20 protein-coding genes, 3 tRNA genes and 1 pseudogene are annotated in these 25939 nt (G+C 59.4%); 13 read left to right on the top strand and 11 right to left on the bottom strand.

All coding sequences use genetic code 11. From position 1 onward, the window contains the following. Positions 1-7 precede the first annotated feature (7 nt). On the top strand, positions 8-1810 hold the full coding sequence (gene recJ, locus ACSQ2W_RS17810; RefSeq protein ID WP_436087443.1) for a single-stranded-DNA-specific exonuclease RecJ: 1803 nt from the start codon (positions 8-10) through the stop codon (positions 1808-1810). A 59-nt stretch (positions 1811-1869) separates the two neighbouring features. Here the strand turns inward: recJ and ACSQ2W_RS17805 are convergent. The 4 genes from ACSQ2W_RS17805 to ACSQ2W_RS17790 form a co-directional block, all read right to left on the bottom strand. Continuing rightward, positions 1870-1944, bottom strand: a tRNA-Glu gene (locus ACSQ2W_RS17805). 187 nt (positions 1945-2131) lie between these two features. After that, a tRNA-Glu gene (locus ACSQ2W_RS17800) sits at positions 2132-2206 on the bottom strand. 137 nt (positions 2207-2343) lie between these two features. Further along, the gene (locus ACSQ2W_RS17795; protein WP_436087442.1) at positions 2344-3600 is read right to left on the bottom strand and encodes a D-Ala-D-Ala carboxypeptidase family metallohydrolase; all 1257 of its coding nucleotides are present in this window, start codon (positions 3598-3600) and stop codon (positions 2344-2346) included. Between the two features lie 493 nt (positions 3601-4093). After that, positions 4094-4534 (bottom strand): VOC family protein, encoded by a 441-nt coding sequence (locus ACSQ2W_RS17790; protein ID WP_436087441.1) that lies wholly within the window; start codon positions 4532-4534, stop codon positions 4094-4096. Positions 4535-4730: 196 nt separating this feature from the next. On the opposite strand from ACSQ2W_RS17790, the gene ACSQ2W_RS17785 reads away from it, so the two are divergent. The 3 genes from ACSQ2W_RS17785 (at position 4731) to ACSQ2W_RS17775 (ending at position 5958) form a co-directional block, all read left to right on the top strand. Next, positions 4731-5309 (top strand): cold-shock protein, encoded by a 579-nt coding sequence (locus ACSQ2W_RS17785; RefSeq protein WP_436087440.1) that lies wholly within the window; start codon positions 4731-4733, stop codon positions 5307-5309. Next, complete coding sequence (locus ACSQ2W_RS17780) at positions 5309-5794, top strand: DUF192 domain-containing protein (protein ID WP_436087439.1); 486 nt, start codon at positions 5309-5311, stop codon at positions 5792-5794. Before ACSQ2W_RS17785 ends, ACSQ2W_RS17780 begins: the two co-directional genes overlap by 1 nt. Before the next feature lie 87 nt (positions 5795-5881). Then, positions 5882-5958 (top strand) — tRNA-Pro (locus ACSQ2W_RS17775). 982 nt (positions 5959-6940) lie between these two features. On the opposite strand, the gene ACSQ2W_RS17770 is transcribed toward ACSQ2W_RS17775, so the two are convergent. Further along, entirely contained in the window at positions 6941-7726 is a 786-nt protein-coding gene (locus ACSQ2W_RS17770; RefSeq protein WP_436087438.1) for a hypothetical protein, read from the bottom strand. A gap of 450 nt (positions 7727-8176) precedes the next feature. On the opposite strand from ACSQ2W_RS17770, the gene ACSQ2W_RS17765 reads away from it, so the two are divergent. The 9 genes and pseudogenes from ACSQ2W_RS17765 to ACSQ2W_RS17725 form a co-directional block, all read left to right on the top strand. Further along, complete coding sequence (locus tag ACSQ2W_RS17765) at positions 8177-9409, top strand: alpha/beta hydrolase (protein ID WP_436087828.1); 1233 nt, start codon at positions 8177-8179, stop codon at positions 9407-9409. 5 nt (positions 9410-9414) lie between these two features. Next, positions 9415-11601, top strand: coding sequence for a mechanosensitive ion channel family protein (locus ACSQ2W_RS17760; RefSeq protein WP_436087437.1), 2187 nt, complete (start codon positions 9415-9417; stop codon positions 11599-11601). A 152-nt stretch (positions 11602-11753) separates the two neighbouring features. Continuing rightward, a complete protein-coding gene (locus tag ACSQ2W_RS17755) occupies positions 11754-11969 on the top strand; it encodes a hypothetical protein (RefSeq protein WP_436087436.1) in 216 nt (71 codons plus the stop codon). Between the two features lie 301 nt (positions 11970-12270). Continuing rightward, the gene (locus ACSQ2W_RS17750; protein WP_436087435.1) at positions 12271-13593 is read left to right on the top strand and encodes a DUF3300 domain-containing protein; all 1323 of its coding nucleotides are present in this window, start codon (positions 12271-12273) and stop codon (positions 13591-13593) included. 23 nt (positions 13594-13616) lie between these two features. Continuing rightward, on the top strand, positions 13617-14570 hold the full coding sequence (locus ACSQ2W_RS17745) for a DUF2950 domain-containing protein (protein ID WP_436087434.1): 954 nt from the start codon (positions 13617-13619) through the stop codon (positions 14568-14570). Between the two features lie 188 nt (positions 14571-14758). Then, positions 14759-16678 carry a DUF3604 domain-containing protein gene (locus ACSQ2W_RS17740; RefSeq protein WP_436087433.1) on the top strand — a complete coding sequence of 640 codons (1920 nt, stop codon included), beginning with the start codon at positions 14759-14761 and terminating at the stop codon, positions 16676-16678. A 43-nt stretch (positions 16679-16721) separates the two neighbouring features. Then, positions 16722-17603, top strand: coding sequence for a peptidyl-prolyl cis-trans isomerase (locus tag ACSQ2W_RS17735; RefSeq protein WP_436087432.1), 882 nt, complete (start codon positions 16722-16724; stop codon positions 17601-17603). Beyond that, a complete protein-coding gene (locus ACSQ2W_RS17730) occupies positions 17600-18589 on the top strand; it encodes a HupE/UreJ family protein (protein ID WP_436087431.1) in 990 nt (329 codons plus the stop codon). Before ACSQ2W_RS17735 ends, ACSQ2W_RS17730 begins: the two co-directional genes overlap by 4 nt. Before the next feature lie 836 nt (positions 18590-19425). Continuing rightward, a pseudogene (locus ACSQ2W_RS17725) lies at positions 19426-19554 on the top strand (ABC transporter ATP-binding protein); the annotation flags it as partial. A gap of 742 nt (positions 19555-20296) precedes the next feature. Here the strand turns inward: ACSQ2W_RS17725 and rpsU are convergent. The 6 genes from rpsU to ACSQ2W_RS17695 all read right to left on the bottom strand — a co-directional run bounded on the left by rpsU (position 20297) and on the right by ACSQ2W_RS17695 (position 25763). Continuing rightward, positions 20297-20536 carry a 30S ribosomal protein S21 gene (rpsU, locus tag ACSQ2W_RS17720; RefSeq protein WP_436087430.1) on the bottom strand — a complete coding sequence of 80 codons (240 nt, stop codon included), beginning with the start codon at positions 20534-20536 and terminating at the stop codon, positions 20297-20299. A gap of 156 nt (positions 20537-20692) precedes the next feature. Continuing rightward, entirely contained in the window at positions 20693-21760 is a 1068-nt protein-coding gene (dinB, locus tag ACSQ2W_RS17715) for a DNA polymerase IV (protein ID WP_436087827.1), read from the bottom strand. 97 nt (positions 21761-21857) lie between these two features. Then, positions 21858-23924, bottom strand: coding sequence for an ATP-dependent helicase (locus ACSQ2W_RS17710; protein ID WP_436087429.1), 2067 nt, complete (start codon positions 23922-23924; stop codon positions 21858-21860). Between the two features lie 156 nt (positions 23925-24080). Further along, complete coding sequence (locus ACSQ2W_RS17705) at positions 24081-24668, bottom strand: 3'-5' exonuclease (protein ID WP_436087428.1); 588 nt, start codon at positions 24666-24668, stop codon at positions 24081-24083. A 578-nt stretch (positions 24669-25246) separates the two neighbouring features. Further along, positions 25247-25483: a hypothetical protein gene (locus ACSQ2W_RS17700; RefSeq protein WP_436087826.1), complete on the bottom strand. Its 237-nt coding sequence runs from the start codon at positions 25481-25483 to the stop codon at positions 25247-25249. Between the two features lie 31 nt (positions 25484-25514). Then, on the bottom strand, positions 25515-25763 hold the full coding sequence (locus ACSQ2W_RS17695) for a hypothetical protein (protein WP_436087427.1): 249 nt from the start codon (positions 25761-25763) through the stop codon (positions 25515-25517). Positions 25764-25939: the final 176 nt, after the last annotated feature.

Here is a 25939-nt window from a genome sequence, read left to right as displayed (position 1 = left end):
ATGAACGATGAACGAATTGGTAGATCCGGTCCAGCGGGCTTTTCTTGGTGTCGAGCGTTCGGTGAGCGGGCAGCGCTGGGTGTCGCGGCTCGATCAGGCCGGCCAGAACCGCGCGCTCGCCATCAGCCAGGTTCACGGCTTTTCCGATCTTATTGCCCGCGTGCTGGCTGGCCGCGGCGTGACGATGGACGATGCCGTCGCGTTTCTCGAACCGACGATCCGCTCGCTGATGCCCGATCCGGACACTCTGACGGATTGCAGCAAGGCTGCCGCCCGCATTGTTGCTGCAATCAGGAAACGTGAGAAGGTTGCAATCTTCGGCGATTACGACGTCGACGGAGCCGCATCATCCGCCTTGATGTTCCGTTTCCTGCGTCATTTCGGCGTTCCAGCCGAAATCTACATTCCGGATCGCATTTTCGAGGGTTACGGTCCCAATCCGGCTGCGATCAACCAGTTGATCGACAATGGCGCCGAACTGATCGTTACGGTGGACTGTGGTTCGACCAGCCACGAATCATTGGTAGCAGCAGAGGCGCGCGGGATCGATGTCGTCGTGATCGATCATCACCAGGTCGGGGCGCAATTGCCGCCCTGCCTGGCGCTGGTCAATCCGAATCGGGAAGACGATCTTTCAGGGCAGGGACATCTCTGCGCTGCCGGCGTGGTGTTCCTTGTTCTCGTCAACGCCATGCGCCAATTGCGTGAAAGTGGAGACGCCCGGGTTGCTTCCTTTGATCTTCTTGCCCTGCTTGACCTCGTCGCCTTGGCGACCGTTTGCGACGTTGTGCCTCTCAAGGGGTTGAACAGAGCCTATGTCGTCAAAGGGCTTGTTGCCGCCCGCCATATGCAGAATCCCGGTCTGTCGGCCCTCTTTCGCAAGGCCGGGCTTGGCGGACCCGTAACACCCTATCATTTCGGCTTTCTGATCGGCCCTCGAATCAATGCCGGCGGGCGTATCGGCGACGCGGCACTTGGTAGTCGTCTGCTTACGCTTGACGAGGAAAACGTCGCCGAGCAGATCGCTGCAAGGCTCGACGAATTGAACCGTGAGCGACAGGCGATGGAGATTGCCATGCTGGCCGAGGCGGAGGCTGAGGCGCTGGCGGAATATGGCAACGGTGATTCCGCCTCCATCATCGTCACCGCGCGTGAAAACTGGCATCCGGGCATTGTGGGCTTGCTGGCGGCGCGGCTGAAGGAAAAATTCCGCCGTCCGGCCTTTGCCATCGCCTTCGATCCGAACGGCAAGGGAACTGGCTCGGGTCGGTCGATCAGCGGTTTCGATATCGGACGTATCGTCCGCGCGGCCGTCGATGCCGGTCTTCTGGCCAAAGGCGGTGGCCACGCGATGGCGGCAGGACTGACGATCGAGCGCGCCAATCTCGGCAAGCTGCGGCATTTCTTCGACGAGAAAGCGGAGAACGCCATCAAGGACCTCGTTTCGGCCGAGACGCTGAAGATCGACGGCGCATTGGGGGCGGCGGGCGCCAATCTGGCGCTGATCGACCAGCTTGAGCAGGCAGGCCCGTACGGTGCCGGCCATCCGCAACCTGTGTTCGCCCTGCCGGCTCACCGTCTGCGCGATTCGCGGCAGGTCGGCGCCAACCATGTGAAGATCACGCTGGAGGGGCAGGACGGTTCCCGTATCGACGGCATAGCCTTCAGAGCGCTTGAAACGCCTCTTGGCGATCTCCTGCTTTCGGGGCGTGGCACGTCGCTCCACGTCGCAGCGTCGATCTCAGCGGACCTGTGGCAGGGCACGCGGCGTGTGCAGTTGCGGGTTATCGACGCCGCAAAGGCGCTTTGAGCCGAGCATCCTCGCGGAGCGGAACATTTGCATCAATTTCGCGGGAAATCAGAGAACCATGGTACGCCCTAGGGGAGTCGAACCCCTCTTCCCAGAATGAAAATCTGGTGTCCTAACCGATAGACGAAGGGCGCATCAGTGGTGTGGGCGTCTTATAGTCAGACGCTTTGAATGCTGCAAGTGCTAAATCGCATTTTTTAGGATTTTTCGCAGCAAAAACAGCGGTAAAAGAAAGAGGGTTTACGTGGTGCGGAAGCGCTCACCGGCAGGGTATTCTCGCCAGAAGGGCGCGTATTTCGGCGTCGAGGGGAAGGTCCACAATGGTACGCCCTAGGGGAGTCGAACCCCTCTTCCCAGAATGAAAATCTGGTGTCCTAACCGATAGACGAAGGGCGCAGCCGTTGTGTGGGCGTCTTATAGTCAGGGGTTTTGAATACCGCAAGCGGCAATTTTCATTTTCCTGTAAAAAAGTCCTGATACGCGATGGTTTCTGGGGAAAATAGAAATTATGCAATAAATACCGTTGCTTGGCCCTATGTCCTGCTTCGGCGGCAGCGCCAGTTCCAGTCGCGGGCCTCCCCGGTATCGATATGAACCGATTCTGTGTGGCAATAGGTTCCGACACCGCCGCGACCGGGAATAGTGCGCAGATAATTGGCAAGATCCCATTTGCTGACGCCGGGCACCTGTATGTCGGCCGCTTGGCAGGTCGTGTGAAGGGAAGACCGCCGGCCACCGGCCCGTATGTTGTGTTTCACGTCGCGCAAGCCCGACGTCACCATGATCTTGCGGCCGTAGTGCGTCTCGACCACCTTCAGGACCTGCAACAGTTCCGGCCGAAAACAGCCGGTCTCCACCTTCTCCGTCTGCAGCCAGAGGCCGTTCGGCGCAAGCCGTGCTAAGCCGGGCAAGGCGGCCATTTCGACCGCGGCGCTTTCGTCGTCATGACCCGGCTGAGAATCGTCCACTGTCGCAAACATCGACGTCGTCTGGACGCCAGGCAAATCAGTAAAACCGAGCGCCGCGATCTGCTGCGGCCTATTGGCGGCGACAAGCGTCCTCTTAGCCGGCGTCTTGGCAAAACGATCGCCGTTAAACTGATTCCGGTTCTTGCGCTTGGCTGCAAACAGCGCCGCGAACGTCAGCGGCTTCTGTGTTGCGTCTTGCTCGTCTCCGTCGTTTCCTGCGTTGCCAGACACGGGATCAGCGGCGATGGCAAGCGCCGTCGGATCCGCAGACGCGGATTGTGTCGCCGCTGGCTGAGGCGTACTGCCTCCGTCACGCATGGTGTTGCCCGTCGAGGGAATCGGTACGGCTACGGGAAGGGCGGTGCCGTCCGAGTGAAGCTCGGCGCTTGCCGCCTCCTGCGCTGCCGGAACCGCACCCTCGGCATTGCTCGCACCTTCAAGCGGCAGGGCAGCCGGATTTGCGGCCGGCAGGCCGCTGTTGAAAAGGCTGTTTGTGGTCGGGTTGACGCCGGTCTGTTGCCCTACAGGAAGCGGGGCATTGCCTGTTTCTGCATCGGCATTTTGCAACTGGACAGGGACCGCATTCGGTGCCTGGACCGCAAAGATGCTGCTGGAGGTCGCCTTGACGCCGGTGCTTTGCATCGTTAGCGCCGCCGGCTGGCTGTCCGCATTGGCCGGAACCGTCGCATTGGCCTCGACCGGGTTTCCGGCCTGTTGCTGCGTGCTGGCGCCAACGGCAGCCACCTGTTGGTCTTGATAGGTGCCGGGCGCCACTTGTTCCGCCTCGGCCGAGGCGGTTTCAGGCACCGTCTGTTCCGCCACTGACGCCGCATCCGCCGTTTCTTTTGCAGCCGACACGCAACCCGAAAGGGCCATTACAGACACCGTCAGGGCAAGAGCGTAGCCCAAACCGCGAATCGTCGCCGTCTTTTGCAGAACATGACGCAACGTTGGATCCCCACTCAATGTGGGCCGGGCGACATCTCGTTGCCGCCATGGCCGATCATTTGAAGGCGCAAACAGCATGCCGTCGGCACGATCCCTGTCGGGACATGCGCGCCGCTCTCGCGGTTTGACCGGTTCAACTGGAAACAGAGTGAGCATCGACCTTAAGAGGGCGACTCACATCCTGGTCCCCTTAACGTTCGCGCGCACAGTAGTGAACACGCCGTTGTTTGTAAACCTGCGCTGACGCAGGCGGTGGTTGTCACGCGGTTCCGTGGGAGGCTTCCACCAAGCTGGTGGTTAAACTGTTCCGGTATGAACCAGGTGATTTTCATGGGCCTGATTATCACCTGGTCTCATTGCGCGGGGCTTACCAGGCGCCGGTATTGCCCATCGACAGCCATGGCTCCTGCGGCGGCAGGTTTTCGCCCTTCTGGAGAATTTCGATCGAGATCCCGTCCGGCGAACGAACGAAGGCCATATGCCCATCGCGCGGCGGGCGGTTGATAGTGACGCCGTTGTCCATCAAACGCCGGCAAATCGCGTAGATATCATCGACCTCATAGGCCAGGTGACCGAAGTTGCGCCCGCCCGCATAGTCTTCGCTATCCCAGTTGTAGGTGAGTTCGAGGCAGGGGGACAATTGCGCCTTCGCGTGGTCGAGATCGCCGGGTGCTGCGAGGAAAACCAGGGTGAAACGGCCCTTCTCGTTTTCGTAGCGGCGAATTTCCACAAGGCCGAAAAGCGTGCGATAGAAGTGAAGTGCCGCGTCCAGATCTTTGACGCGAACCATCGTGTGCAGATAACGCATTGTAATGTCCCTCTTTTGCTGAAGATGAGGTATATTTAGCCGCAAGCCAGCCTGAGGCAAGGCTCGAGAGGTATTCTTGATCGACGGCAAATTTCATCCGAGGGCTTGCGCAATCGCGGCGGGACGATGTTATTCTGACCGTCAAGAATCAGTTAACCGTAATGAATGTGACGCGTAAACGAGGGGCTGGCGGGCAATGGCGGACAGGATTTTACCGAAGGGCGTCACGCCTGATGAAGACTTCAGCAATGACGCACTTGATCTGATCGAAATCACCGGTGTGATCAAATGGTTCGACGTTGCCAAGGGATTCGGCTTCATCGTGCCCGATAACGGCATGCAGGACGTGCTTGTTCATGTCACCTGCCTGCGCCGCGACGGCTATCAGACCGTTCTCGAGGGCGCCCGCGTCGTTGCCTTGATCCAGAAGCGCGACCGCGGTTACCAGGCTTTCCGCGTCCTGTCGATGGATCAGTCGACGGCGGTCCATCCGTCGCAACTGCCGCCGGTCAAGACGCATGTCCAGGTGACGCCGACCAGCGGCCTGGAGCGGGTGCTCGTCAAGTGGTTTAACCGCACCAAGGGCTTCGGCTTCCTGACGCGGGGCGACGGCACCGAAGATATCTTCATCCATATGGAAACACTTCGCCGCTTCGGGCTTACTGAATTGCGTCCCGGCCAAACCGTTCTGGTTCGCTTCGGCGATGGCGACAAGGGTCTGATGGCAGCCGAAATCCATCCGGACGTCCCGGCGCCGGCCGGTCGGGCGCACTGATGCGGGCGCGTTTCCCGCTTTTTGCCGGAAGCGCCCTCGTGGCGCTTTTTTTATGGCTGGTGCCGGTTTGTGCCTCTGCGGCAGAGGTTACCTTCGACACCGCGCCGCTGCAGATCATCACCGCCCGCGGCAAGGTTCACCGGTTTACCGTCGAACTGGCAGTTGACGGCGATCAGCGCGCGCAGGGCCTGATGAACCGCCGTCACATGCCAAGAGATCGCGGCATGCTGTTCGACTTCGGCGAGACACGCCAGGTGATGATGTGGATGAAGAATACCTATCTTCCACTCGATATGCTGTTTATCGCCAGGGACGGAAAGGTCGAGACGGTGCGTGAAAACGCGGTGCCTTTGTCCGAAGCCATCATCGCCTCGCGTGTCGCAGTTGCCTTCGTTCTCGAATTGAATGCCGGCACCGTCAGCCGTCTCGGCATTGCCCCCGGAGACATCGTCGACAGCCAGCGCATATCCGGTGCAAAGCCTTAAATCAGCAGTCGCGCATGCGTTGGATTGCGCAATTTAGCTATTGCAGGGGCAGGGGTAAGCGTGTATCTCCGCGCCATCGATGGATCACGGAGTGTAGCGCAGCCTGGTAGCGCATCTGGTTTGGGACCAGAGGGTCGGGAGTTCGAATCTCTCCACTCCGACCATCGAACGCCTTACGGGGCAAGGCTTACAAGAAAGCCCTAAAATAATCCCAACACTTACCGCCAACGACTCGATTACCGCCAACGTAGAATCGGTTGTGCAAACACGCTCTGACTGAAGCTATGTTTCGGTAAGTTCGAAACTGACCAACAAGCTTCTCCCGCAAGATTCCAGTCATACTGAAGGTTGTCGTGGGGCCTGAAGCGAGCGGGTGAGGCACCACCCGACTGCGCTTGATCTACTCGTAAGTAGGCGGAGTGGGGACGATATGCCTGTCACCCAGTCCGTGTTCGGATACATCGTGCCGCATCCGAACCCCTCAAGCAAGGATCCGTCTCTAACTGGGTGACAAAATTCTGGTGATGGTAAACACCCTTGACTTTGGCCGCGAGTGTTCTCTAGTTGTTCTCATGAAGCATGACCTTGGGATAGATCGTGCTAAGAACGACGTCGTCACACCTCTGGCCCTTAGGGGCCGGACCGCCCGAGGACGGCTATCGCATTGAGGTTTGGTTCGCCATGCCCGCGGAGGGCGGTAGCCTCCTCGAGACGATATCTCGGTCGTCTGATTTCCAAGTGTCAGCACCCGCGTTTGTTGCCGCGCTCCGGCGTCGCCCTGGGCTCGTTTTGATTCACATGAATGGGCGTTCTTATGCGCCGAGAGATAGGAAGGGATCCGCTCCGGGAGCACTCCCGGCCGCAAAAAATGCAGGTGCGGCCGGACCCGGATCGAGACGAGACGAAACTCTTCGGCTAAGCGAGCTGGAGGAGTGGTATGTGCTCGGCGGTAAATGTCCGCGCTGCGATCATGACGGGATCACCATTCGATGCTGCATTGACCGCGCACACGCTGCACGTCCGGACGCTGCGAGAAGGATGAGATCGCTATCAGTCACAGGACAGCCAGACGATGTGCGAACGGCGTCTACAACTGTTGACAGGAAGGCGCGGCCGCGGAGTGGGTTTCCGGCGGCCGCCGCCAACCTAGAAGTGGAACGACAATCGGGTGAACAGGCCATGCTGCGTGGCATCGTAGCGGAAGCCGCCGTCGCTGTAGTCGGTATAGAGCGCCCGGTAGCCGAAGGACGATGAGATCGTGTCGGTCCAGTTGTAGCCAACCGTTGCCGTTCCCTGCGCGGTGAAGTCAGAGGCTACGCCGAAGCCGCCCACATCGGCCATCACATCGACGAACCATCGGTCATTGATGTCGTAGTGCAACGCCATGCCGACGATCGGATCGACCCAGCTCTGCGACCCGCTTCGATCGGTTCCCGGAAAGAAGACCGGGTCGATGGAGAGATCGACGCTGTAGTGCTGATAGCGCAGGCCGCCTGTGGCGTAGAGCTGCATATTCTGGACATTCACGGGAAGCTCGTAGCCGACCAGGGCGGTGAACAGAATCTGCTCCTGCTCGAGGCCCACGTTGCCGCCAAAGGGACCGACATCCGCATCGGCCGAAATCTTCGCCCACATGAAATCGGAATAGAGCAGCCAGCTATCGCCCGTCGCCTGGAAAGACCCCGCGAATGCGCCTTCGAGGTGCTCGAGGGCATCGAGGGCGGACACGTTCACATCCGCCGTGGGAAGACCGCGCACGCCTATACTGCCATCCAGAGCCGTGAACCATCCGTCGAGCGCCACCTGGTACTTCCAGCCGCTGTCAATCGGAGGAGCGCCGTAGACATCCGACGCGTCGGCGGCGACAACGGGGGTGGCCGTGGCGAGTGCCAATGCCAGTCCAAGGAATCTGCATTTGCCAGTGATCGTCATGTGCACTCCATTGTTTGAACCCCGAACGCCCGGAGATTGTGCGTGATGATGATAACTATATTAGCTATGCCGAGGGAAAATACATGTATGTTCGGGTAACATCTCTACAGAAACAGCTCGGCAGCACGGCAACGCGCCGCACGACTACGGTTTCTACCAAGTGAAACCTGCCGGACGCTGGACATGCCGAGCCACCGATAGGGTCCCGATGAAATAGGCCAATAAAAAACGTGCGTGCGGGGGTGTAGGTTACAGTAACATACTCCCCCATCGTCGATCGCGCCCGCATAGTGCGTCCACGCTTGCGATGGCTGCAAACGCTTCGAATGAAGAAACGAGCGGGATGCACGGGATCGCAGAGGGGAACAGCATTTGAACGACGAACATTGGGGCAACGCAGATGGCAATGGTCCGTTGCCGGCATGGTTCCAGCGGCTGCTTGTCTGCAGCATGCTCGCTATCGTGTCTGGATGCGGCGGGCATCCGAAGGACGTTATGACACCGGTGGCCGACACGGCTCCGCAATCGCACAAGGTAGATATGCTGATCGCGACTACCAGGAGCCAATCTACTGTTCCTGGCCAGATGTTCACGGGCGAGCGCGCGCTTGCGCCGAACTTCGCCGACATCACGGTCTCGGTGCCTCCGGACAGCGCGCGCAAGATCGGCGAAGTGTCCTGGCCGAAGAAGCTTCCTCCAAACCCGGCCACCGATTTCGCGACCCTGAAGGCCGACATGATCGACCTCGATGCCGCCAAGGCCTGGCTGAGCGCGTCTGTCAGAAAGACACCGGACGGCAGCGCACTCGTGTTCATCCATGGCTTCAACACGAAGTTCGAGGACAGCGTCTACCGATTCGCCCAGATCGTCCGGGATTCCGGTGTCCAAAGCGCACCGATCCTCGTGACATGGCCATCCCGAGGCAGCCTGCTGGCCTACGGCTATGACCGCGAGAGCACCAACTATACGCGCAATGCGCTCGAGAACCTGTTCCAGTATCTGGCGAAGGACCGCGAGGTGAAGGAAGTCTCGATCCTCGCCCATTCGATGGGCAACTGGCTGACGCTCGAAGCTTTGCGGCAAATGGCAATCAGAAACGGCGGGCTTCCCGCCAAGTTCAAGAACGTGATGCTGGCGGCTCCGGACGTCGACGTGGACGTATTCCGCTCCCAGATCGTCGACATGGGCAAGCAGCATCCCCAGTTCACGCTGTTCGTCTCGCGCGACGACAAGGCGCTGGCTGTCTCGCGGCGTGTCTGGGGTGACGTCGCGCGCCTCGGCTCCATCGACCCGGAAACGGCTCCGTACAAGCAGGAACTCGCGGACAACAACATTACGGTGATCGATTTCACCAAGGTGAAGGCGGGCGACAGGCTCAACCACGGCAAGTTCGCGGAATCACCGGAGATCGTCCGTCTCATCGGAGCGCGCATTTCTGACGGCCAGACGCTGACGGACAACCGGGTCGGGCTGGGAGACAAGATACTGGCCGCCGCCACGGGCACGGCCGCCGCGGCGGGAAACGCGGCCGGACTGATCCTCGCGGCTCCCGTCGCCGTGGTCGACGCAGATACACGCGACAACTTCTCAAGCCACCTCGACGCGCTGGGGCCGAAGAGTGTCACCCGGTCGAAACCCCTGCCGGAATGCCGAACCACGTCATCTCTGAATTGCAGGAAGTAATGGAAATGTTGGCATCAAATCAAATATCCGCCTTCATCCGCCTGGCGCTTGCCGTGCTTGTTCTTGCCCTTGGACTCCATGTGTCTTCCCAGTCGGCCTTCGCGCAGGCAGCGGCTCCTGATCCCGTACAGGCAGAGAAGGTGCAGCGCTTCCTCGAGCTGGTCGAGGACCCGCAAGTCCGCGCCTGGCTGCTGAGTGCAAATCCAGCGAAGGCGACGACGGTGGACACTCCGGCGGTCACATCGGACGGACCGACCTCATACGCCGGGTTCGCCACGAAGTTCCGCGCGCAAGCCGCCAGACTTCTCGAAGGTTTGCGTGCGTTCCCAGCCGAAACGAGCAAGGCGGCGGCCGTGCTGCAGAGCGAGTTGGACGCCAGCCAGAGCGCTCGTCCAATTTTCTTCGTGCTTGCCTTCGTCGCTGCGGGTTTGGTGGCCCAATGGTGCTTCTGGTGGATCAGCCGGGGCTGGCGCGCCTGGATCGCTTCGTTGCAGTTCCTGACGGTGCTCGACAAGCTCGTCGCGATCTCAGGCCGACTGCTTTGGGCGACCTGTTACGTGCTGGCCTTCGCGCTCGGCAGCATCGGCTTCTTCCTCCTATTCGACTGGCCTCCGCTGGTCCGCGAGATCGTTGTCGGCTACCTGTTCGCGGTGGTGATCTTCCGCCTCGCGGGCGTTGCTTTCGACTTCCTGCTTGCGCCGTCCGGTTCCCGTACTTTCCCGAATGCGGAGCGGTTCCGCGTCGTCCCGGTCACCGATCAGGCGGCAGCTTTCTGGTCGAAGCGGCTCGGCTACGCGGTGGGCTGGTTTGCATTCGGCTCGGTGACGGTCCGTCTCCTCACCACCCTCGGCTTTCCGGACTCTTCCCGGCAGGTCGCCGCATACGCGCTCGGGATCGTCCTCCTCATCATCGGCATCGAAGCTGTCTGGAACCGTCCGGTGGTGCCAAACGTATCCGAGCCGACGGGTCGTTTCAGCCGGATCGGCATCCGCGCCCGCAACTGGCTCTGGACTGTCTACTTCGTCGCGCTTTGGCTTCTGTGGGTGGCCGGAGCCATGAAGCTGTTCTGGATAGCCGTGGTTGCCGCGGCACTTCCCGGCGCGATCGCCCTGACGCGGGCTTCCGTTGAGAACCTTCTAAGGAGCAGCGTCTCCGACGAAGAGGTTTCGACCAAGCCCGGTGTTGTCTCGGTGATCGTCGAACGGGGGATACGGGCGGCGCTGATCGTCGGTGCCATCATCCTGCTGGCCAACGTACTCGACATCAATCTAACGGGCATCGCCGCGCAGGACTCGGCACCTTTGCGGCTGATGCGAGGAGCGCTAAGCGCGGGCATCATCCTGCTGGTGATCGACCTGATCTGGAATGTCGTGAAGGTGCTCATCGACCGGAAGCTTGGCGAGACGGAATCAGCCCACGAAGTCGGCAGTGAGCGCGAACGCAGGCGTGCCCGGATCAGGACGCTCCTGCCGATCCTGAAGAACGTCCTGATGATCCTGTTCGTCGCCGTCGCGATCATGATGGCGCTGTCGTCAATGGGCGTCGAGATCGCGCCATTGATCGCGGGGGCAGGGGTAGTCGGCGTCGCCATCGGCTTCGGTGCGCAGACCGTCGTCAAGGACATCATCAGCGGCATGTTCTACCTGCTAGACGACGCCTTCCGCGTCGGAGAATACATCTCAAGCGGCAGCTACAAGGGCACCGTCGAGTCGTTCAGCCTGAGATCGGTAAAGCTCCGCCATCACCGCGGCGCGATCTACATCGTTCCGTTCAGCGAGCTTGGAGCGGTCCAGAACCTCAGCCGCGACTGGGTCGTCGAAAAGCTCACGGTCACGGTCGGCTACGACACCGACGTCGACAAGGCGCGCAAGATCATCAAGAAGATCGGACAGGAACTGCTCGTTGATCCGGAACTGGCCCCAATCACCATCGAGCCTTTGAAGATGCAGGGCATCGACAGCATGGGTGATTCAGGCCTGATCCTGCGGATGAAGTTCACGACCGTTCCCGGCGAGCAGTTCACGCTGAAGCGGCGCGCGCTGATGATGATCAACAAGGCGTTCCACGACAACGACATCAAGCCAGCCTTCCCGACGGTGCAGGTCGCTGGCGACAGAGGGGCAGACGTCGCGGCGGCGGCCCAGCAGGCTCTGGCGAAACACAACGAGGCGATCGCTGCCGCGAACGTCTGACCGAGAAGACCAAAGGGAGCGTACCTTGGAATGGTCGCCGCCGCTGCATGCCGGGCGCTGCGGACGGATCCGCCATTTCCCCGTTTCCCCTAAGAATCTAAGGATGTGAGAATTCCAGGGTATCACGACGTCCTGATGGGGAGACTTCGAGAATGGCGGATTTAGACATCGTCGACGAAGCGGCTGCTGCCCTTGAACAACTGGATCAGAGACACTGTTCGAAGGACGAGTGCAGCCGAACAGGTGCAGCCTGCATGGTCGACGAAATCCTGGGACCACTGTGTGACAACCCGATCATCGCCGCCGTCATCGACACGATGACGATCTACTACTGCGACAAAACCCTGAAGACCCGTTCCGTGAATTGAGACCATAACACCGCGGACGGGAACGTCAGTCCGAGGCGGAAGCACGGTCCGCCCACGCCATTGCCGGGTGCCGGAGGCCTGCACAGTGGCTGGTTGTTCTTCGCGTGTTTTCAATGCCGAGAGGACCATTCCGTCCATGTAGGTTACAGTAACATACTTGCCATTTTGCGCGTTAGGTTCACGATGCGCGCACTTGAGGAGAGGAGCCCCATGACGGCGGATATGACGACGCAGCGCTCATGGAAACATACGACAGGCATGTGGAATTTGGACCGACTCGACCAGGACAAGGAAGTAAGAGATGACCGGACGGTGTCGACTGCTAATCGCAACGGGCCTGTGCCTGTCGCTCTCCGGGCTTCCCCCGTCACCTTACGGGTTGCCGGCAGCGTTCGCGCAGGAGACGGCCGCCGCGGCGTCCGTTCCGCCTGACGATGATACCCCGGCTCCGCTGACCGAGGACGAACTTGAAATTCTCGTGGCGCGGATCGCTCTCTACCCCGACGAACTCGTTGCGCTGGTCACATCGGCCTCGCTCCATCCCCTGCAGGTCGTTGAGGCCGCGAGGTTTCTCGGGCAACTCAAGAAGAACGCCGAGCTGAAACCAAAGTCGACCTGGGATGGCAGCATCGTCTCGCTTCTGAACTATCCGCAGATCGTCACCATGATGAGCGACGACCTCGACTGGACGCAGTCGCTCGGAGAAGCGCTGTCCTACCAGCAGAAGGACGTCCTGATCGCCATACAGCAGTTGCGCGACAAGGCTGTCGCTGACGGCATCATCAAGACCGACGACAAGATCAAGGTCAGCCAGGAGAACGACAATGTCGTCATCGTGGCGGCGAACCCGGAGAAGATCTACGTTCCGCAGTACGCGACGGAGATGTTGTATCAACCGGGCTACGTCGCAGCGCCGATCGCCTACTATCCCGAACCGTATCCTAACTACTACTACCCGACCGCTACCTTCTTCGCGGGTGTGGTGACCGGAGCTGTATGGGCCGCCGCCGTCGACTGGAACCGCTGGGGCGTCGCAGGCGGGCGCTGGAACGGCAATGTCGACATCGACTGTAACAACTGCTTCAACAACATCAATGGCAAGGTGAACATCAACGACGTCGATTGGAAGAACGTCGACCGAAGTAAGATCAAGTTCGACCAAAACCAGTTCAACAATATCGACCGCAATTCCTTCCGCAACAGCATCGAGGCGAACGGCAGCCGGAACAATGTCATTGGCAACGACCGCGCGACGAACATCCGCAACAAGCCGGGCAACATCAGCGTCAACGATGTTCGCCAGAGCAAGATCGATGCGGACAGGATCGATCGGAACAAGCCGGAGAGGAAAGCGGCGCAGACGGCACAGAACCGCAGGCCGGAAGCCAGGCCGAACAAGGCCGCCGGAAACATCAAGCAGAGGCCGAATGCCAAACGCCCGGTCGCGAAAGCTAAGCCTGCAGCACGGGTGGACAACCGCGCAAGGAGGCCATCCGCTTTGGGGAATGTGGACAGCGGCAAACGCACGCAGATCCAGTCCAACCGCGGCAGGCAGGCCATGAGTGGTGGAAACCGCGGCGGCGGCAATCGCCAGATCCCTCGTGGCGGCGGTCGTCGTCGTTGACCTCAGGAACAAGGAAGACAGGGATGATCCATTCAGTCAGGAAGATACTCCTGGGTTCGGTGTTCGCAGCGATGCTGCTGGGGTCCACAGGAATCATGATGGCCGCCGAACCATCGGAAGCCACGGCGATCTCATCCTTCGCCTCGCCAACCGATCCGCCCGTGTTCGACACGCCGGAGCAGGCCGTCGCGGCTTTCAAGGCAGCGCTCGGCGCGGACGACTTCGACAAGTTGGCGACCCTGCTTGGCCTCGACGCCGCCAAGACGAAGGCGGGCGAGGGCGTGATGGATACGTACCGGGAGATCCGCGACGGCGCGAAGTCGAAGGTCTTGGTGCAGGATGTCGAAGGCCGGAAGATCCTCGAGATCGGTGCCAAGCTCTGGCCGCTGCCATTCCCGATCGTGAAGGGCGACGACGGCAAATGGGCTTTCGACACCTACGCCGGGTTCGCGGAGATCATCAACCGCCGTATCGGTGAAAACGAGCTGCAGACCATCGAAACGATGCGCGCGTATGTCGATGCCCAGAAGGAATATGCCGCTGCCGATCACGACGAGGACGGCGTGCTGGAATACGCCCGCAAGCTGATCAGCAGCGACGGCAAGACCGACGGGCTCTACTGGTCGTCGGACCTTGGCGAGGGCGACAGCCCTGCTGGCAACGCTCTCGAAGACAATGCCGCGCTCAACAAGGCGAAGTCCGGGGACGGCTACTACGGCTATCGCTACCGGATCATCGAAAGCCAGGGACCGAACATCGCGGGCGGTAAGTTCGACTACGTCATCAACGGCAACATGATTGCCGGGTTCGCGCTGATCGCATCGCCGATCCGATATGGCGAGACAGGCGTTCACACGTTCACCGTGAACGCGAACGGCACGGTTTACCAAGCAGATCTCGGTGAGAAGACGGAGACCATGGCGGCGGGCATCAGAACCTTCAATCCGGATGACAATTGGGAGGTGACTGCGGACTGAACTTCGCCCCGCGCGGTCGTACCTGGCGGGATATACCCATTTGCAAAGGTAACAGACTTGGCAAGCCCCGAATGGTGCGCGGATTGCATGACAGACTCGAACGCTGAAACCGTATCTCTTGTGGAGGAACGAAAATGCAGAACGTGAGCAGCAGTCGCAGGAAACATGGCGCTTGTGGAAGCGTCCTCATGGTCAGCCTTCTGGTCACGTGTCTCGGCCACCCCGCATGGTCACAGGAGGCTGTTCACACCGACATCGGCGACATCGATAAAGAAAAGGCCGCGAGGGTTTTCGCCAAACAGCGGCCCTACTCTCCCTACGCTGACCGGAACTTCCCGACGCGTCCGTTCTTCGGCGACACGCATCTGCATACTTCGTTTTCGATGGATGCCGGAGCGTTCGGTGCGCGGATAGGCCCTCGGGACGCCTACCGTTTTGCCAGAGGCGAACAGATCACCGCCTCGTCGGGCCAGCCCGCCAAGCTGTCCCGCCCTCTCGACTTTCTGGTGGTCGCGGATCATTCCGACAACATGGGTTTCTTTCCCGATCTGTATGCTGGCAAGCCCTCATTGCTCACCGACCCGACTGGCCGCAAATGGTATGACATGATGCAGTCCGGCGACGGGGCGAACGCCGCTATCGAAATCATCGTCGCGTTCTCGCATGGAACGTTCCCGAAAGACCTCATGTATTTTCCGGGAACGGACGCTTATCGAGGCGCGTGGCAGGAAACGATCGCAGCCGCCGAGGAGTACAATGATCCCAACCGCTTCACCGCTTTCATCGGCTATGAGTGGACCTCGAACACAGGCGGAAACAACCTCCATCGCAATGTCATCTTCCGCGACAATGCAGACAAGGCGAGCCAGGTCGAACCCTTCACCGTCTATCCGCCGTTCGGTAGCGACAACCCCGTCGATCTCTGGAAATGGATGGCGGCCTACGAGCAGAAAACCGGAGGCCGCGTGCTCGCGATCGCACACAACGGCAATCTGAGCAACGGCACGATGTTCCCCACTGTCGAGGCCTTCGGCAAGAAAATCGACGCCGACTATGTGCAGACTCGCGCCAAATGGGAACGCCTCTACGAAGCCGCGCAAACGAAGGGCGCTGGAGAGTCCCACCCGTTCCTGTCCCCAAACGACGAGTTCGCGGATTTCGAAACCTGGGACAAGGGTAATCTGGACGGCAGCGTCCCCAAGACGAAGGAGATGCTCGAATTCGAATATGCGCGCTCGGCTTACAAAAACGGCCTGAAGCTCGAAAAGCAGTTCGGCACCAATCCCTATAAGTTCGGCCTTATCAACAGCAGTGACGCCCATACGGGCCTGACCGCGATGGAGGAGGACAACTTCTTCGGCAAGACCACCCCTCAGGAGCCGAGCCCGCATCGCATGACGGCCGCCTTCATCGATAACAAGCAGACGGGCGTCAAAATCATGGACTGGGAGGTCTCTGCTGCCGGGTACGCGGCTGTCTGGGCGCAGGAAAATACCCGCGCGTCGATCTGGGATGCGATGCAGCGAAAAGAAACCTATGCGACGACCGGGCCTCGTATGGTTGTTCGCTTCTTCGGCGGTTGGGATTTCGAGACCGTTGATGCGCTGAACCGTTTGCCTGCGGATGTCGGCTACGCGAAAGGAGTGCCAATGGGCGGAGACCTCGCCGCTGCACCCAACGGCAAGGTCCCGACATTCCTGGTTGCCGCTCTGAAAGACCCGATCGGCGCGAACCTCGACCGCTACCAGATCGTCAAGGGATGGCTGGATAAGGACGGCAACGCGCAGGAAAAGGTCTATGATGTCGCATGGTCCGATGATCGGAAGGCCGGCGCGGACGGCAAGCTTCCTCCGGTGGGCGACACGGTGGATTTGGCCACCGCGACCTGGACGAACTCCATCGGTGACCCGGAGCTCATCGCCGTCTGGAAGGATCCGGATTTCGACCCCACTCAACGGGCTTTCTATTACGGCCGGGTGATCGAGATTCCAACACCGCGGTGGACCGCCTACGACGCCTATCGCTTCGGCGTCAAGCCTCTGCCCGGAACGACGATGACGCTGCAGGAGCGCGCCTTCACGTCGCCGATCTGGTACAATCCTTCATGAAACGTGGAGATCGTCCGCGCTCGCCTTGTGGGGCGGTGGTTACATGAGCATGTTCCGCAAGATAGCGACTGAGCCGCTGGTGCAGTTCCTGGTGCTGGGCGTCGCCGTCTTCGGCCTTTATTCCGGGGCGGACAAGTCGCATCCAGATGCGGGGGCGCGCGTTATCGAAGTCGGCAAGGGCCAGCTCACGCAGATGTTCGAAACTTTTTCCCGGACCTGGCAGCGTCCGCCTACCGAAGCCGAGGTGCAAGGTTTTATCGACAGCTACGTCAAGGAGGAAGTGTTCTATCGAGAGGGAACGGACATGCGCCTCGACCGCGACGACACGGTCATTCGACGGCGCATGCAACAGAAGATGGAGTTCCTGCTCGAGCCAAGCATCGAGGACCTGACACCGAAGCCTGGTGAACTCGAGGCTTATCTAAAGGCGCACGCAGACAAGTATCGCATCCCGGCGCAACTGGCGTTCCGGCAGGTCTTGTTCAAGAGCGATGCGCCCGGCGACAAGGGCGAAATGGCGGCGACACAGGCTCTCGCCAGTCTCCGGACCGACCCCTTGGCGGATATCTCTGCCATGGGCGAGCCTACCCTGCTGCCGGCGCGCGTGGACCTTACCAGTGCCGACATGATCGCCGCCATCTTCGACGAGGAGGTTGCCAAGGAACTGGCGTCCGCTCCGATTGGGCAATGGTTCGGGCCTGTGCGTTCGGCCTATGGTGTCCACCTGATGTTCGTCGAGGATAAAGTCGCGCCCCGCGCGCCGTCGTTGGACGACGTCAAAGCCGCGGTCAAGTCGGATTGGGAAAGTGCACGGCGCGGGGATATCGCCGACAGGCGCTATGTGGAGATGAAGAAGCGCTACGAAATCAAGGTTGTCTTGCCGGAAGACCTGCCTGCACCAATCGAGACTTCAGGCGTCCCATGATCCCCTTTCTGGCCCGATTCCTTGTATGCTTGCTTCTGGGAGCGCCCACAGCCCTCGCACACGAGTTGCGCCCGGCCTTTCTCGAAATCAATGAGATCGCAGCGAACCGGTATGCGATCACCTGGAAGGTGCCCGCGCGCGGCGAATACAAAATGGCGCTCTCTGTGCGGCTGCCAGCCACCTGCAAACATGTGACGGAGCCAGTCGGCGGCTACATCGACTCAGCCCATGTCAGCCGCTGGCAGGCAGACTGTGAAGGCGGGATGGCCGGGCAGGTGGTTACCATCGACGGTCTGTCATCGACTTATACCGACGCGCTTGCGAAGATAAACAACCTGGACGGCACGTCGCAGACCAGCCGCCTCTCGCCCTCCGACCCCGATCTGGTTATTGCCGCGAGCCCGACGGCCTGGAGCACCGCCCAAACCTATTTCGTCCTTGGCGTCCAGCATATCCTGCAAGGGATCGACCATCTGCTTTTCGTCCTTGCTCTGCTGCTCCTGATCCGCAATCCCCGCATGCTGCTCTTGACCATCACCTCGTTCACCGTGGCGCATTCGATAACGCTCGCAATCGCCTCGCTGGACATCGTCTCCGTTCCACAGCCGCCCGTGGAAGCGCTGATCGCATTGAGCATCATGTTGGTCGCTGCCGAGATTATCCGTGGCGGACGCGGCAGGGCCGATCCTTCAAGCCGATATCCCTGGATCATCAGCTTCGTGTTTGGCCTCTTGCATGGGTTGGGCTTTGCAGGTGCGCTGCGCGAGATTGGCCTTCCCCAAAAGGACGTGCCGCTGGCGCTCCTTACCTTCAATCTCGGAGTGGAAGCCGGCCAATTGGCATTCGTGGCGGCAACGCTCTTGGCCGCGGCCCTAGTCAGGCCGTTGCTATCACTTCATGTCGGACGCCTGCGGTTCGTAGCTGCCTATCTCATCGGTACGATTTCGGCCTTTTGGTTTGTTGCGCGGCTGGCCGCATTCGGTTGATTGCACCTTGTCGGCCGCTCCGCTGGCATGGCTAAGCGCCCACGTTGGAGCAACTCCACAGCATGAGGTCTCCGGTTGTCGCTGATGTAAGGGCAATCAATAAACGCGGCGGTGTAGATGGCCGTGCTTGGATTTTAATGTCCGCCTGATGCGTACGAAACGAACACGGATGATCGTAGCGGACGCCCGCAACGCCAGCTCGTGGCCAGGAGCAACATCCCGTCACCGCGATGAAGCTTCAGCGTCAATGGAGCCTGCCTGTTTTTGCGTTCTACCCGAAATTCCCCAGCCTTGGCTGCCCCAGCTTCGATAAGGTTCTCTGCTATTTGATTTCCAAGTCTTCCGAACGATTGTTCGATACAGACGATCGTTGCAGGCAGCGCATCTGGTGGCAGAATTGGAGCACCGTTTCAGCTCGAACCAGCCGCGAATCCTTTGGTGCCCTCGATGGAGCCTCCTGCCTCTCTACAAAGCCTGTTCGGAGTGAAAATAGACCACTACGAATCTGGTGACGTCATTTCTAATGGGGACGAGGTTCTGAATAATTCTGGCAGAATCCATGAAGGCAACGATATCGTAGCTCACGCGGTGCCCGAGATCGGCCTCCGCCGAACGTCCAGGCCGGGGCCGGGCCATCTTCAGGTGTGACTGAATCGACCGCTCTCAGCGTGAGCCCCATCAGCCTCTGCCATTAAGACGGGAGCCATTTCCCGGATCCATCGCGCATTCTCGGCATCCTCATCGACATTCCAGAAGCGAATCGCCTTCGAGAGATTGTCGAACGTGATCGAGCCTTCTAAAACCATGTCGATGATGACTTCCAGCCAGGCCGACCCATCCTGCCGCGGGCGAATGGCGGCGAGGCTCGCCTCATCCCAATCGAACTACCCCGCCCGCGCGACCGGAGCGCTCTGGAATTCGTTCGACACCGCGAAGAACTGCTGAAGCTATTCGGACTGCACTGACATTCTTGCTGCCAAGATTGCCAACCACCGGGGGCTAGGCGGACGCGTTAGGTTATTTATCGAATAATTTCAACTGCTTTTTAAAGCAACCTAACCTACGTCATAAGTCCCGCACACCGGAGTCGCATTCCAACATCCTTGTCAGATGATGGTTGAAAGGAGGCGTAAATCCTTCTTGAAGCGCGTCACTTCGGAATGCGTTCCTTGTCGATGTGCTGGAAAGTGAGAGGCTCACAACACGATTTCAAGATCTTTTAGCGTTCTCGTTCGACGTGTATTTTTCCTCGGCCATCATTCGGTTGATCTCGGTTTCAAGACCAAAAGGGTCGTGTGCGCGATTGTCCCCATCGCCGTCTTGGGGAGTTTCCACATCGGGCGAGGGCGCGCGACTTAGCCGGAGTTCGCCTCGCTCCCTCACGAGTGCGCGGTAACGTCGCGCCACCTCCGCCATCTCAGTATCCCCGCTGATCCATTCATCGATCTAGCGATGAAAAAGCTCATGCTGCTCGATTGGTCGACCGGATTCGCGCGCGCCGCTCTCCGCCTGACCTCGACTGACATAAATTGCTCCTGGCTAGCCATCCGCGCCAGAACATAGAAACTACATGCGGTTTCGATGATCTGAACCGGGCTCGCGTGGCGCTTACAATTTTCAAGGCCGACAGGGCGCGCTAGGAAGCCAAGTAAGTGGGGCCGAACGGGATTCGGACGGGCGAGTACTGGGATGTGACGCGATTTCTCCTTAGCGACCGGGAGCTTTGGTTTTTTTAGGCGCTGAAACCCCGCTTTCACGTTCGAGTTTCTTGCGTGCCATCTTCCTTACGCGCCGGACGCCCTCCGCCTTCTCACGGGCACGTTTTACAGAAGGTTTTTCATAGTGCTCCCGGAGGCGCATTTCTCGGAAAACACCTTCTCGCTGCAGCTTTTTCTTCAGAAAACGGAGCGCTTGCTCCACGTTGTTGTCGCGAACTAAGACCTGCAATTTCCACTCCTCCGGATTGTTCGGCCGGTACTACTTCGATATGCCTTGTCTATCAAGGGTCGCGAACCCGCTAGCCAATCAAACCCCCAGGCACGGCTAAAGCCAACACGGGTCGAGAAGCTGCCAGGTTCCAACAGATGCGACTACCAGCGCCGCTTACGGCTCAGGACTTCTGTTAACGCCTCCGAACAGATCGAGTTGAGGCACTTCTGTCGATCCGTCTCCGCCCGACAAGGAAGACAAGCTGATGCCTAGGAGCCGAACTCCGAGTTTGAATGGGTAGACAGAAGCAAGGAGATCCGCGGCGGCGTCAGCAATTTCGGTCGTTCCCAAGAACGGTTTGGGGACTGTTCTGCTCCGGGTTGCCTGGGTGAAATCCGAATACTTGATCTTCACGGTTACCGTCTTGGCGCTTATGTCATTGGCCTCGCAGTAGCGCCACACCTTTTCGACAAGCGGCACCAACTCCTGTTGTGCCGGCTCGAAATCATGGATGTCTTCGACGAAGGTGTCTTCTGCTCCGACTGACTTCCGGATGCGGTCAGGGTTCACCCGGCGCTCGTCGATACCGCGAGCGATGCCATAAAAATAGGATCCCGATTTTCCAAAATGCTCTTGAAGAAATTCGAGGGACTTGGATTTCAGATCGAGGCCCGTCTCGATGCCGTGCCGTTTCATCCGTTCGGCTGTCGCTGGTCCGACGCCATGGAACTTCTTCACGGGCAGTGCCTCAACGAACCCCGGCCCGTTTTTTGGGGTGATGACGGCCTGGCCGTTCGGTTTGTTGAGATCACTCGCCATCTTGGCAAGGAACCTGTTGTAGGAGATGCCGGCGGAGGCATTCAGGCCAGTGACGTCCTTGATCTTCGCCCTTATTTCTTTAGCAATCTCCGTGGCGATTTCCATGCCCTTTAGGTTTTCGGTCACGTCGAGGTAAGCCTCGTCGAGCGAAAGCGGTTCGATCAGTGGCGTATATTCTGCGAAGATTTCCCGGATCTGCTGGGATACCGCACGGTAGACGTCGAAGCGCGGTGACACGAAAATCAGGTCGGGACACTTCCGTTTCGCGGTGACCGATGCCATTGCCGAGTGAACGCCGAACGCCCGAGCCTCATAGCTGGCGGCTGCTACGACGCCGCGCGCCGCCGACCCGCCGACGGCAAGCGGCTTTCCGCGGAGTTCGGGATTGTCCCGCTGCTCGACGGAGGCGTAGAATGCATCCATGTCTACATGGATGATCTTGCGCTGCCTGATCACGTCCGCTTGCTTCGCCTGAAGCTCCCCGTCTTCAATGGATGTCCGGGCGATAATCGCCATCTGCTTACTTCCACATCGTGCGCATACGCGCCGCGACGTCGACGCGAATCTGCTGCGCGCTTCGTTCGGAGGCAGCCGCGCTCACGAGTGGCCAGGTTCCAGTCTCGAAAAACTGGAGCAGCGTCGCGGGTATGAAGCGCGTCCGAGATGCGTAGACGTGCCGGTCGCCTTGCGCGTTCTGGCCACCCGTGAAGAACCGCTGTGGCGTGATCAGCGTCAAACTGTCCTTTGCCCGCGTCATGCCGACATAGAGCAGTCGCCGTTCTTCCTCGATATCGTCCGTGGTGCCAGTGCCGAGATCGGACGGGATACACCCATCGACGACATTCAGCATGAATACGGATCGCCATTCCTGCCCTTTCGCAGAATGGATCGTGGAAAGAATGAGGTAGTCCTCGTCAAGCAGGGGCACGCCTGCCTGATCGCTGGTCGCATCAGGCGGGTCCAGGGTGAGTTCGGTGAGAAACCGCTCACGGTTCGGGTACCCGGCGGCAATCTGCTCGAGTTGGAGCAGGTCGACTTTTCGCGTCTCCGCGTCTTCATGGATCCGATCGAGATGCGGCTCGTACCACTCCCGCGCCTGCCCAATCTCCGCTGGCCAGCCGGCGTCGGCTCTACGGAGAGTTTCAAGAAGCGTCACCAGCGACGTCCACTCGTCGCCGGCACGCGGCGGGGTAGGGATTTCCATCAGCGCAAGAAGTGGTTCGGGCTCGATCGCGATCGCGTCGAGGATCCGGGCGGCCGTCTGCGAGCCGACGCCTGGAACGAACTGCAGCAGACGGAACCCTGCCACCCGGTCCCGCGGGTTCTGCGAGAACCGCAAAATGGCCAGAATGTCTTTCACATGGGCGCTGTCCAGGAACTTCAGGCCACCAAACTTCACGAAGGGGATGTTTCGGCGCGTCAGTTCGACTTCGAGCGGGCCGCTGTGGCTTGATGCGCGAACGAGAACCGCCTGCTGTTTCAGCGTCATGCCGCTCTCGCGGTTTTCAAGCACACGTTCGACCACATAGTTGGCCTGACCGTTCTCGTCCTTCACCGTCACTAATCTGGGACGCTCTACGGCCCCCCTGTCGGTCCAAAGGTTCTTGGTGAACCGTTCTTTGGCAAGATCGATCACGCCATTTGCCGCCGCAAGGATCGGCTGCGTCGACCGATAGTTGCGATCGAGCGTGATGACGTCGGCAGCCGGGTTAAATTCCTGCGGGAAGTCCAGAATGTTGCGAACTGTGGCCGCGCGGAACGAGTAGATCGATTGGGCATCATCACCAACCACTGTCAGACCACGGCCGCCGGGTTTCAGCGCCAGAAGCACGGAGGACTGGAGGCGGTTGGTGTCCTGGTACTCGTCGACCATGACGTGATCGAAACGATTGCCGATATCGTCGGCGAGGATGGGATCGCTGACCATCTGCGCCCAGTAGAGCAGCAGATCATCATAATCGAGAACGCTCTGCGCCTGCTTTGCTTCGACGTACGCGGCAAACAACTGCCTCAATTCCGCCTCCCACCGCGATACCCACGGATAGTGTTTACGCAGAACCTCGTTCAAGGGCACTTCAGAGTTCACCGTCCGCGAATAGATGGAAAGGCAGGTTCCTTTCGTCGGAAACCGGGTGTCGGTCTTCGAGAGCCCCAATTCGTGGCGCGATAGGTTCAGAAGGTCGGCGCTGTCCTCGCGATCGTGGATCGTGAAGTCAACATTGAGGCCGATCTGTTCGGCGTAGATGCGAAGCAGGCGGGCTCCGATGCCATGAAACGTTCCGGCCCATGAAAGCGCGTCCGTCATGATCCCGGCATTGGTGCCAAGTACCTGCCGACAGATGCGATCAACACGTCTCGACATTTCGGAGGCTGCTCGCCGGGAGAACGTCATGAGCAGAATACGGCGTGGGTCCGCGCCCTTGACGATGAGATGCGCGACACGGTGGGCGAGCGTATTGGTCTTTCCCGAGCCCGCACCGGCGATGATGAGGAGAGGGGATGCGATATGGTTCGAGCCGGATTCAACGCCGTGGATCACGGCCCGCCGTTGCTGCTCGTTCAACTTCTCAAGATATGCCGTAGTCACGTCTATTTCCCCAATACCTTAGATCTGCATTTGCTCGGTACCGTCAAACGGCGCACGCCCTCCCAACGGCCATTGGAACAAAATAAGAACTAGCAGGTCTTTGCGATGGTGGAAAGCGACCGCAGGTGTTCGGAACGACGCCGTGCCGCTCTGTCATTACTTTCGGCAGGTGCAGGCGTCGTAGCCGCCGTCAAACAGCCTGCCGGCCCTCATGCCGATCGTTATCGGAATGTCGCGGACATGCGAAACGCGCAGAGACTCGGCCATTGCGATAGCCGCCTCTGCACAGATCGCCGCGTCCTCGGCAGCATTGTGATGCTTGAAAGTCAGGCCGAGATGACTGGCCAGGATGTTGAGCTTGTGTGAAGCGAGGTGCGGCCAGACCTTTTGCGCCATCTTCACCGAACAGAGATAGGACAGTTCCGGGTAACTTTGTCGGTAGAGATCGAGACAGGAGCGCCAGACGCTGAAATCGAAGGAGGCATTGTGGGCGATCATGGTCGCACAGCGAAAATCGTCGGCGAACTCGTCCATCACCTCGGGAAACTCGCTGGCATCCTCCACGTGCTCCGGGCGGATGCCGTGAATGGCGATATTGAAGGAGGAAAAACGCATGTGCTTCGGACGGATCAGCCGCTCTTCTACCCGGACAACCCGGCCATCCTCGATCCAGGCCAAACCGACGGAACAGGCGCTGCCACGCTGCTCGTTGGCGGTTTCGAAGTCGATCGCTATGGTTTTCAAGGTGGCGTCCCGGCTGGTCTTGCTGTGCTTCTAGCGGTGCGCGAGCGATTCGGCAAAATGACAGCCTCCGACCCTCAGATTCGCTGACTTTGACGATGTGCAGATGGCACAAAAGAAGACCTTGTCCCGTCGCTTATTGGTCGCGCTTGAAACCTTCACGGACTCCTATGATCGTCCAACGCGGAGCTAACTCCTACGGTAGACCTTTGGTGAACCGAAATACTAGGGTTGACCCCGCAACAACTAGCAGAACTCGGACCAAGCGGTGGAGCACCACTGTTACATGTCTGCGCAGGTTAGTAGGAAAGCGCCCAGTTGAGACGAACGCCGATGCCTGCTTTCGGAAAGCCACAAGGCTGATCTCTAAGGCCCAAATAGGCGCAAACCAGTCTTTCGGTAAGCCGCCTTCGATAGCCGCAATGGACCGAAAGTTGCCAAGTTACTTCGGCAGCGTCGCGTCCCGGAACGGACGCGGCACTTTAATTCGCGTCCGAAGGCCGAATCTTGGTGTCAGGGCTTTTTTGAGGACGATCGGGTCAGCCGTTATTTTGTAGTCTGTCTGACTTAATAGGAAGGCTTCACGAAGCCGAGTATTTCACCGTCACGCCGCGCTGCCGAAAGTAGGCCTGCATTAGCTTCCTGCCAGAACGGTTGTTCTGCACGAGCCTTGCCGGGTCGAATACGGCCTCTTTCAAACCCGCCCGCGTCAGCGCTGCCTTGAGAGTCGCGATATGCACGTCGATGTCGGCATTGTCCGCCTGGAGCGATTCATAAATGCGGTTTGTTGCATCTGCTACGGTCAGTTCACTCACTATTACATTCCTGATGTTGTTTGGCTGGCGCTTATCACATTTTCGGCCTTACCCTATTGTGGTGAAAAATGCCCACGTCAATGGGCGGCGGATTGGAACATTGCGTCCGCTTTCGAATATCCTGCATCAGAAGCAGACCAACGGCAATCGGCCCCACGGCAACTTCGCGACGTTTGCGGTCATTGAGTCGGTTGAGTATAGGCGTTAGCTTGCAGCCGTTGTCACAAAAGGTCGACGTAGGTGCAATCACCATGTCCTTGAATTGCTTGCCCGAGATGGTCACGCATACTTTCCATCCAAACGGCGCGTTTCAATGATGCAGAGAGCATTCTTGATCGCTTTCGTGCAAACGGAGCGCGTTGCAAATCCGACTACCTTGCGCGTCGACTAGAAACTGAGGCTTGGCTGATCGAGGAAAGAAAACGCCTTTTAGGCGAGACCCGTCGCAAGCGACCGATT

Source organism: Pararhizobium sp. LjRoot255 (genome assembly GCF_964252905.1).
Classification (GTDB): domain Bacteria; phylum Pseudomonadota; class Alphaproteobacteria; order Rhizobiales; family Rhizobiaceae; genus Pararhizobium.
Note: the sequence above shows the minus strand (reverse complement) of the source record. Positions and strands in the feature narration are given on the sequence as shown.

Excerpts from the sequence above, each read along its gene's own strand:
- ACSQ2W_RS17760 (WP_436087437.1), top strand. The coding sequence starts at position 9,415 with ATGTTGGCATCAAATCAAATATCCGCCTTCATCCGCCTGGCGCTTGCC.
- ACSQ2W_RS17745 (WP_436087434.1), top strand. The coding sequence starts at position 13,617 with ATGATCCATTCAGTCAGGAAGATACTCCTGGGTTCGGTGTTCGCAGCG.
- ACSQ2W_RS17750 (WP_436087435.1), top strand. The coding sequence starts at position 12,271 with ATGACCGGACGGTGTCGACTGCTAATCGCAACGGGCCTGTGCCTGTCG.
- ACSQ2W_RS17770 (WP_436087438.1), bottom strand. The coding sequence starts at position 7,726 with ATGACGATCACTGGCAAATGCAGATTCCTTGGACTGGCATTGGCACTC.
- ACSQ2W_RS17785 (WP_436087440.1), top strand. The coding sequence starts at position 4,731 with ATGGCGGACAGGATTTTACCGAAGGGCGTCACGCCTGATGAAGACTTC.
- ACSQ2W_RS17780 (WP_436087439.1), top strand. The coding sequence starts at position 5,309 with ATGCGGGCGCGTTTCCCGCTTTTTGCCGGAAGCGCCCTCGTGGCGCTT.
- ACSQ2W_RS17755 (WP_436087436.1), top strand. The coding sequence starts at position 11,754 with ATGGCGGATTTAGACATCGTCGACGAAGCGGCTGCTGCCCTTGAACAA.
- ACSQ2W_RS17730 (WP_436087431.1), top strand. The coding sequence starts at position 17,600 with ATGATCCCCTTTCTGGCCCGATTCCTTGTATGCTTGCTTCTGGGAGCG.
- ACSQ2W_RS17735 (WP_436087432.1), top strand. The coding sequence starts at position 16,722 with ATGAGCATGTTCCGCAAGATAGCGACTGAGCCGCTGGTGCAGTTCCTG.
- dinB (WP_436087827.1), bottom strand. The coding sequence starts at position 21,760 with ATGGATGCATTCTACGCCTCCGTCGAGCAGCGGGACAATCCCGAACTC.
- ACSQ2W_RS17765 (WP_436087828.1), top strand. The coding sequence starts at position 8,177 with ATGCTCGCTATCGTGTCTGGATGCGGCGGGCATCCGAAGGACGTTATG.
- recJ (WP_436087443.1), top strand. The coding sequence starts at position 8 with ATGAACGAATTGGTAGATCCGGTCCAGCGGGCTTTTCTTGGTGTCGAG.
- ACSQ2W_RS17740 (WP_436087433.1), top strand. The coding sequence starts at position 14,759 with ATGGTCAGCCTTCTGGTCACGTGTCTCGGCCACCCCGCATGGTCACAG.
- ACSQ2W_RS17790 (WP_436087441.1), bottom strand. The coding sequence starts at position 4,534 with ATGCGTTATCTGCACACGATGGTTCGCGTCAAAGATCTGGACGCGGCA.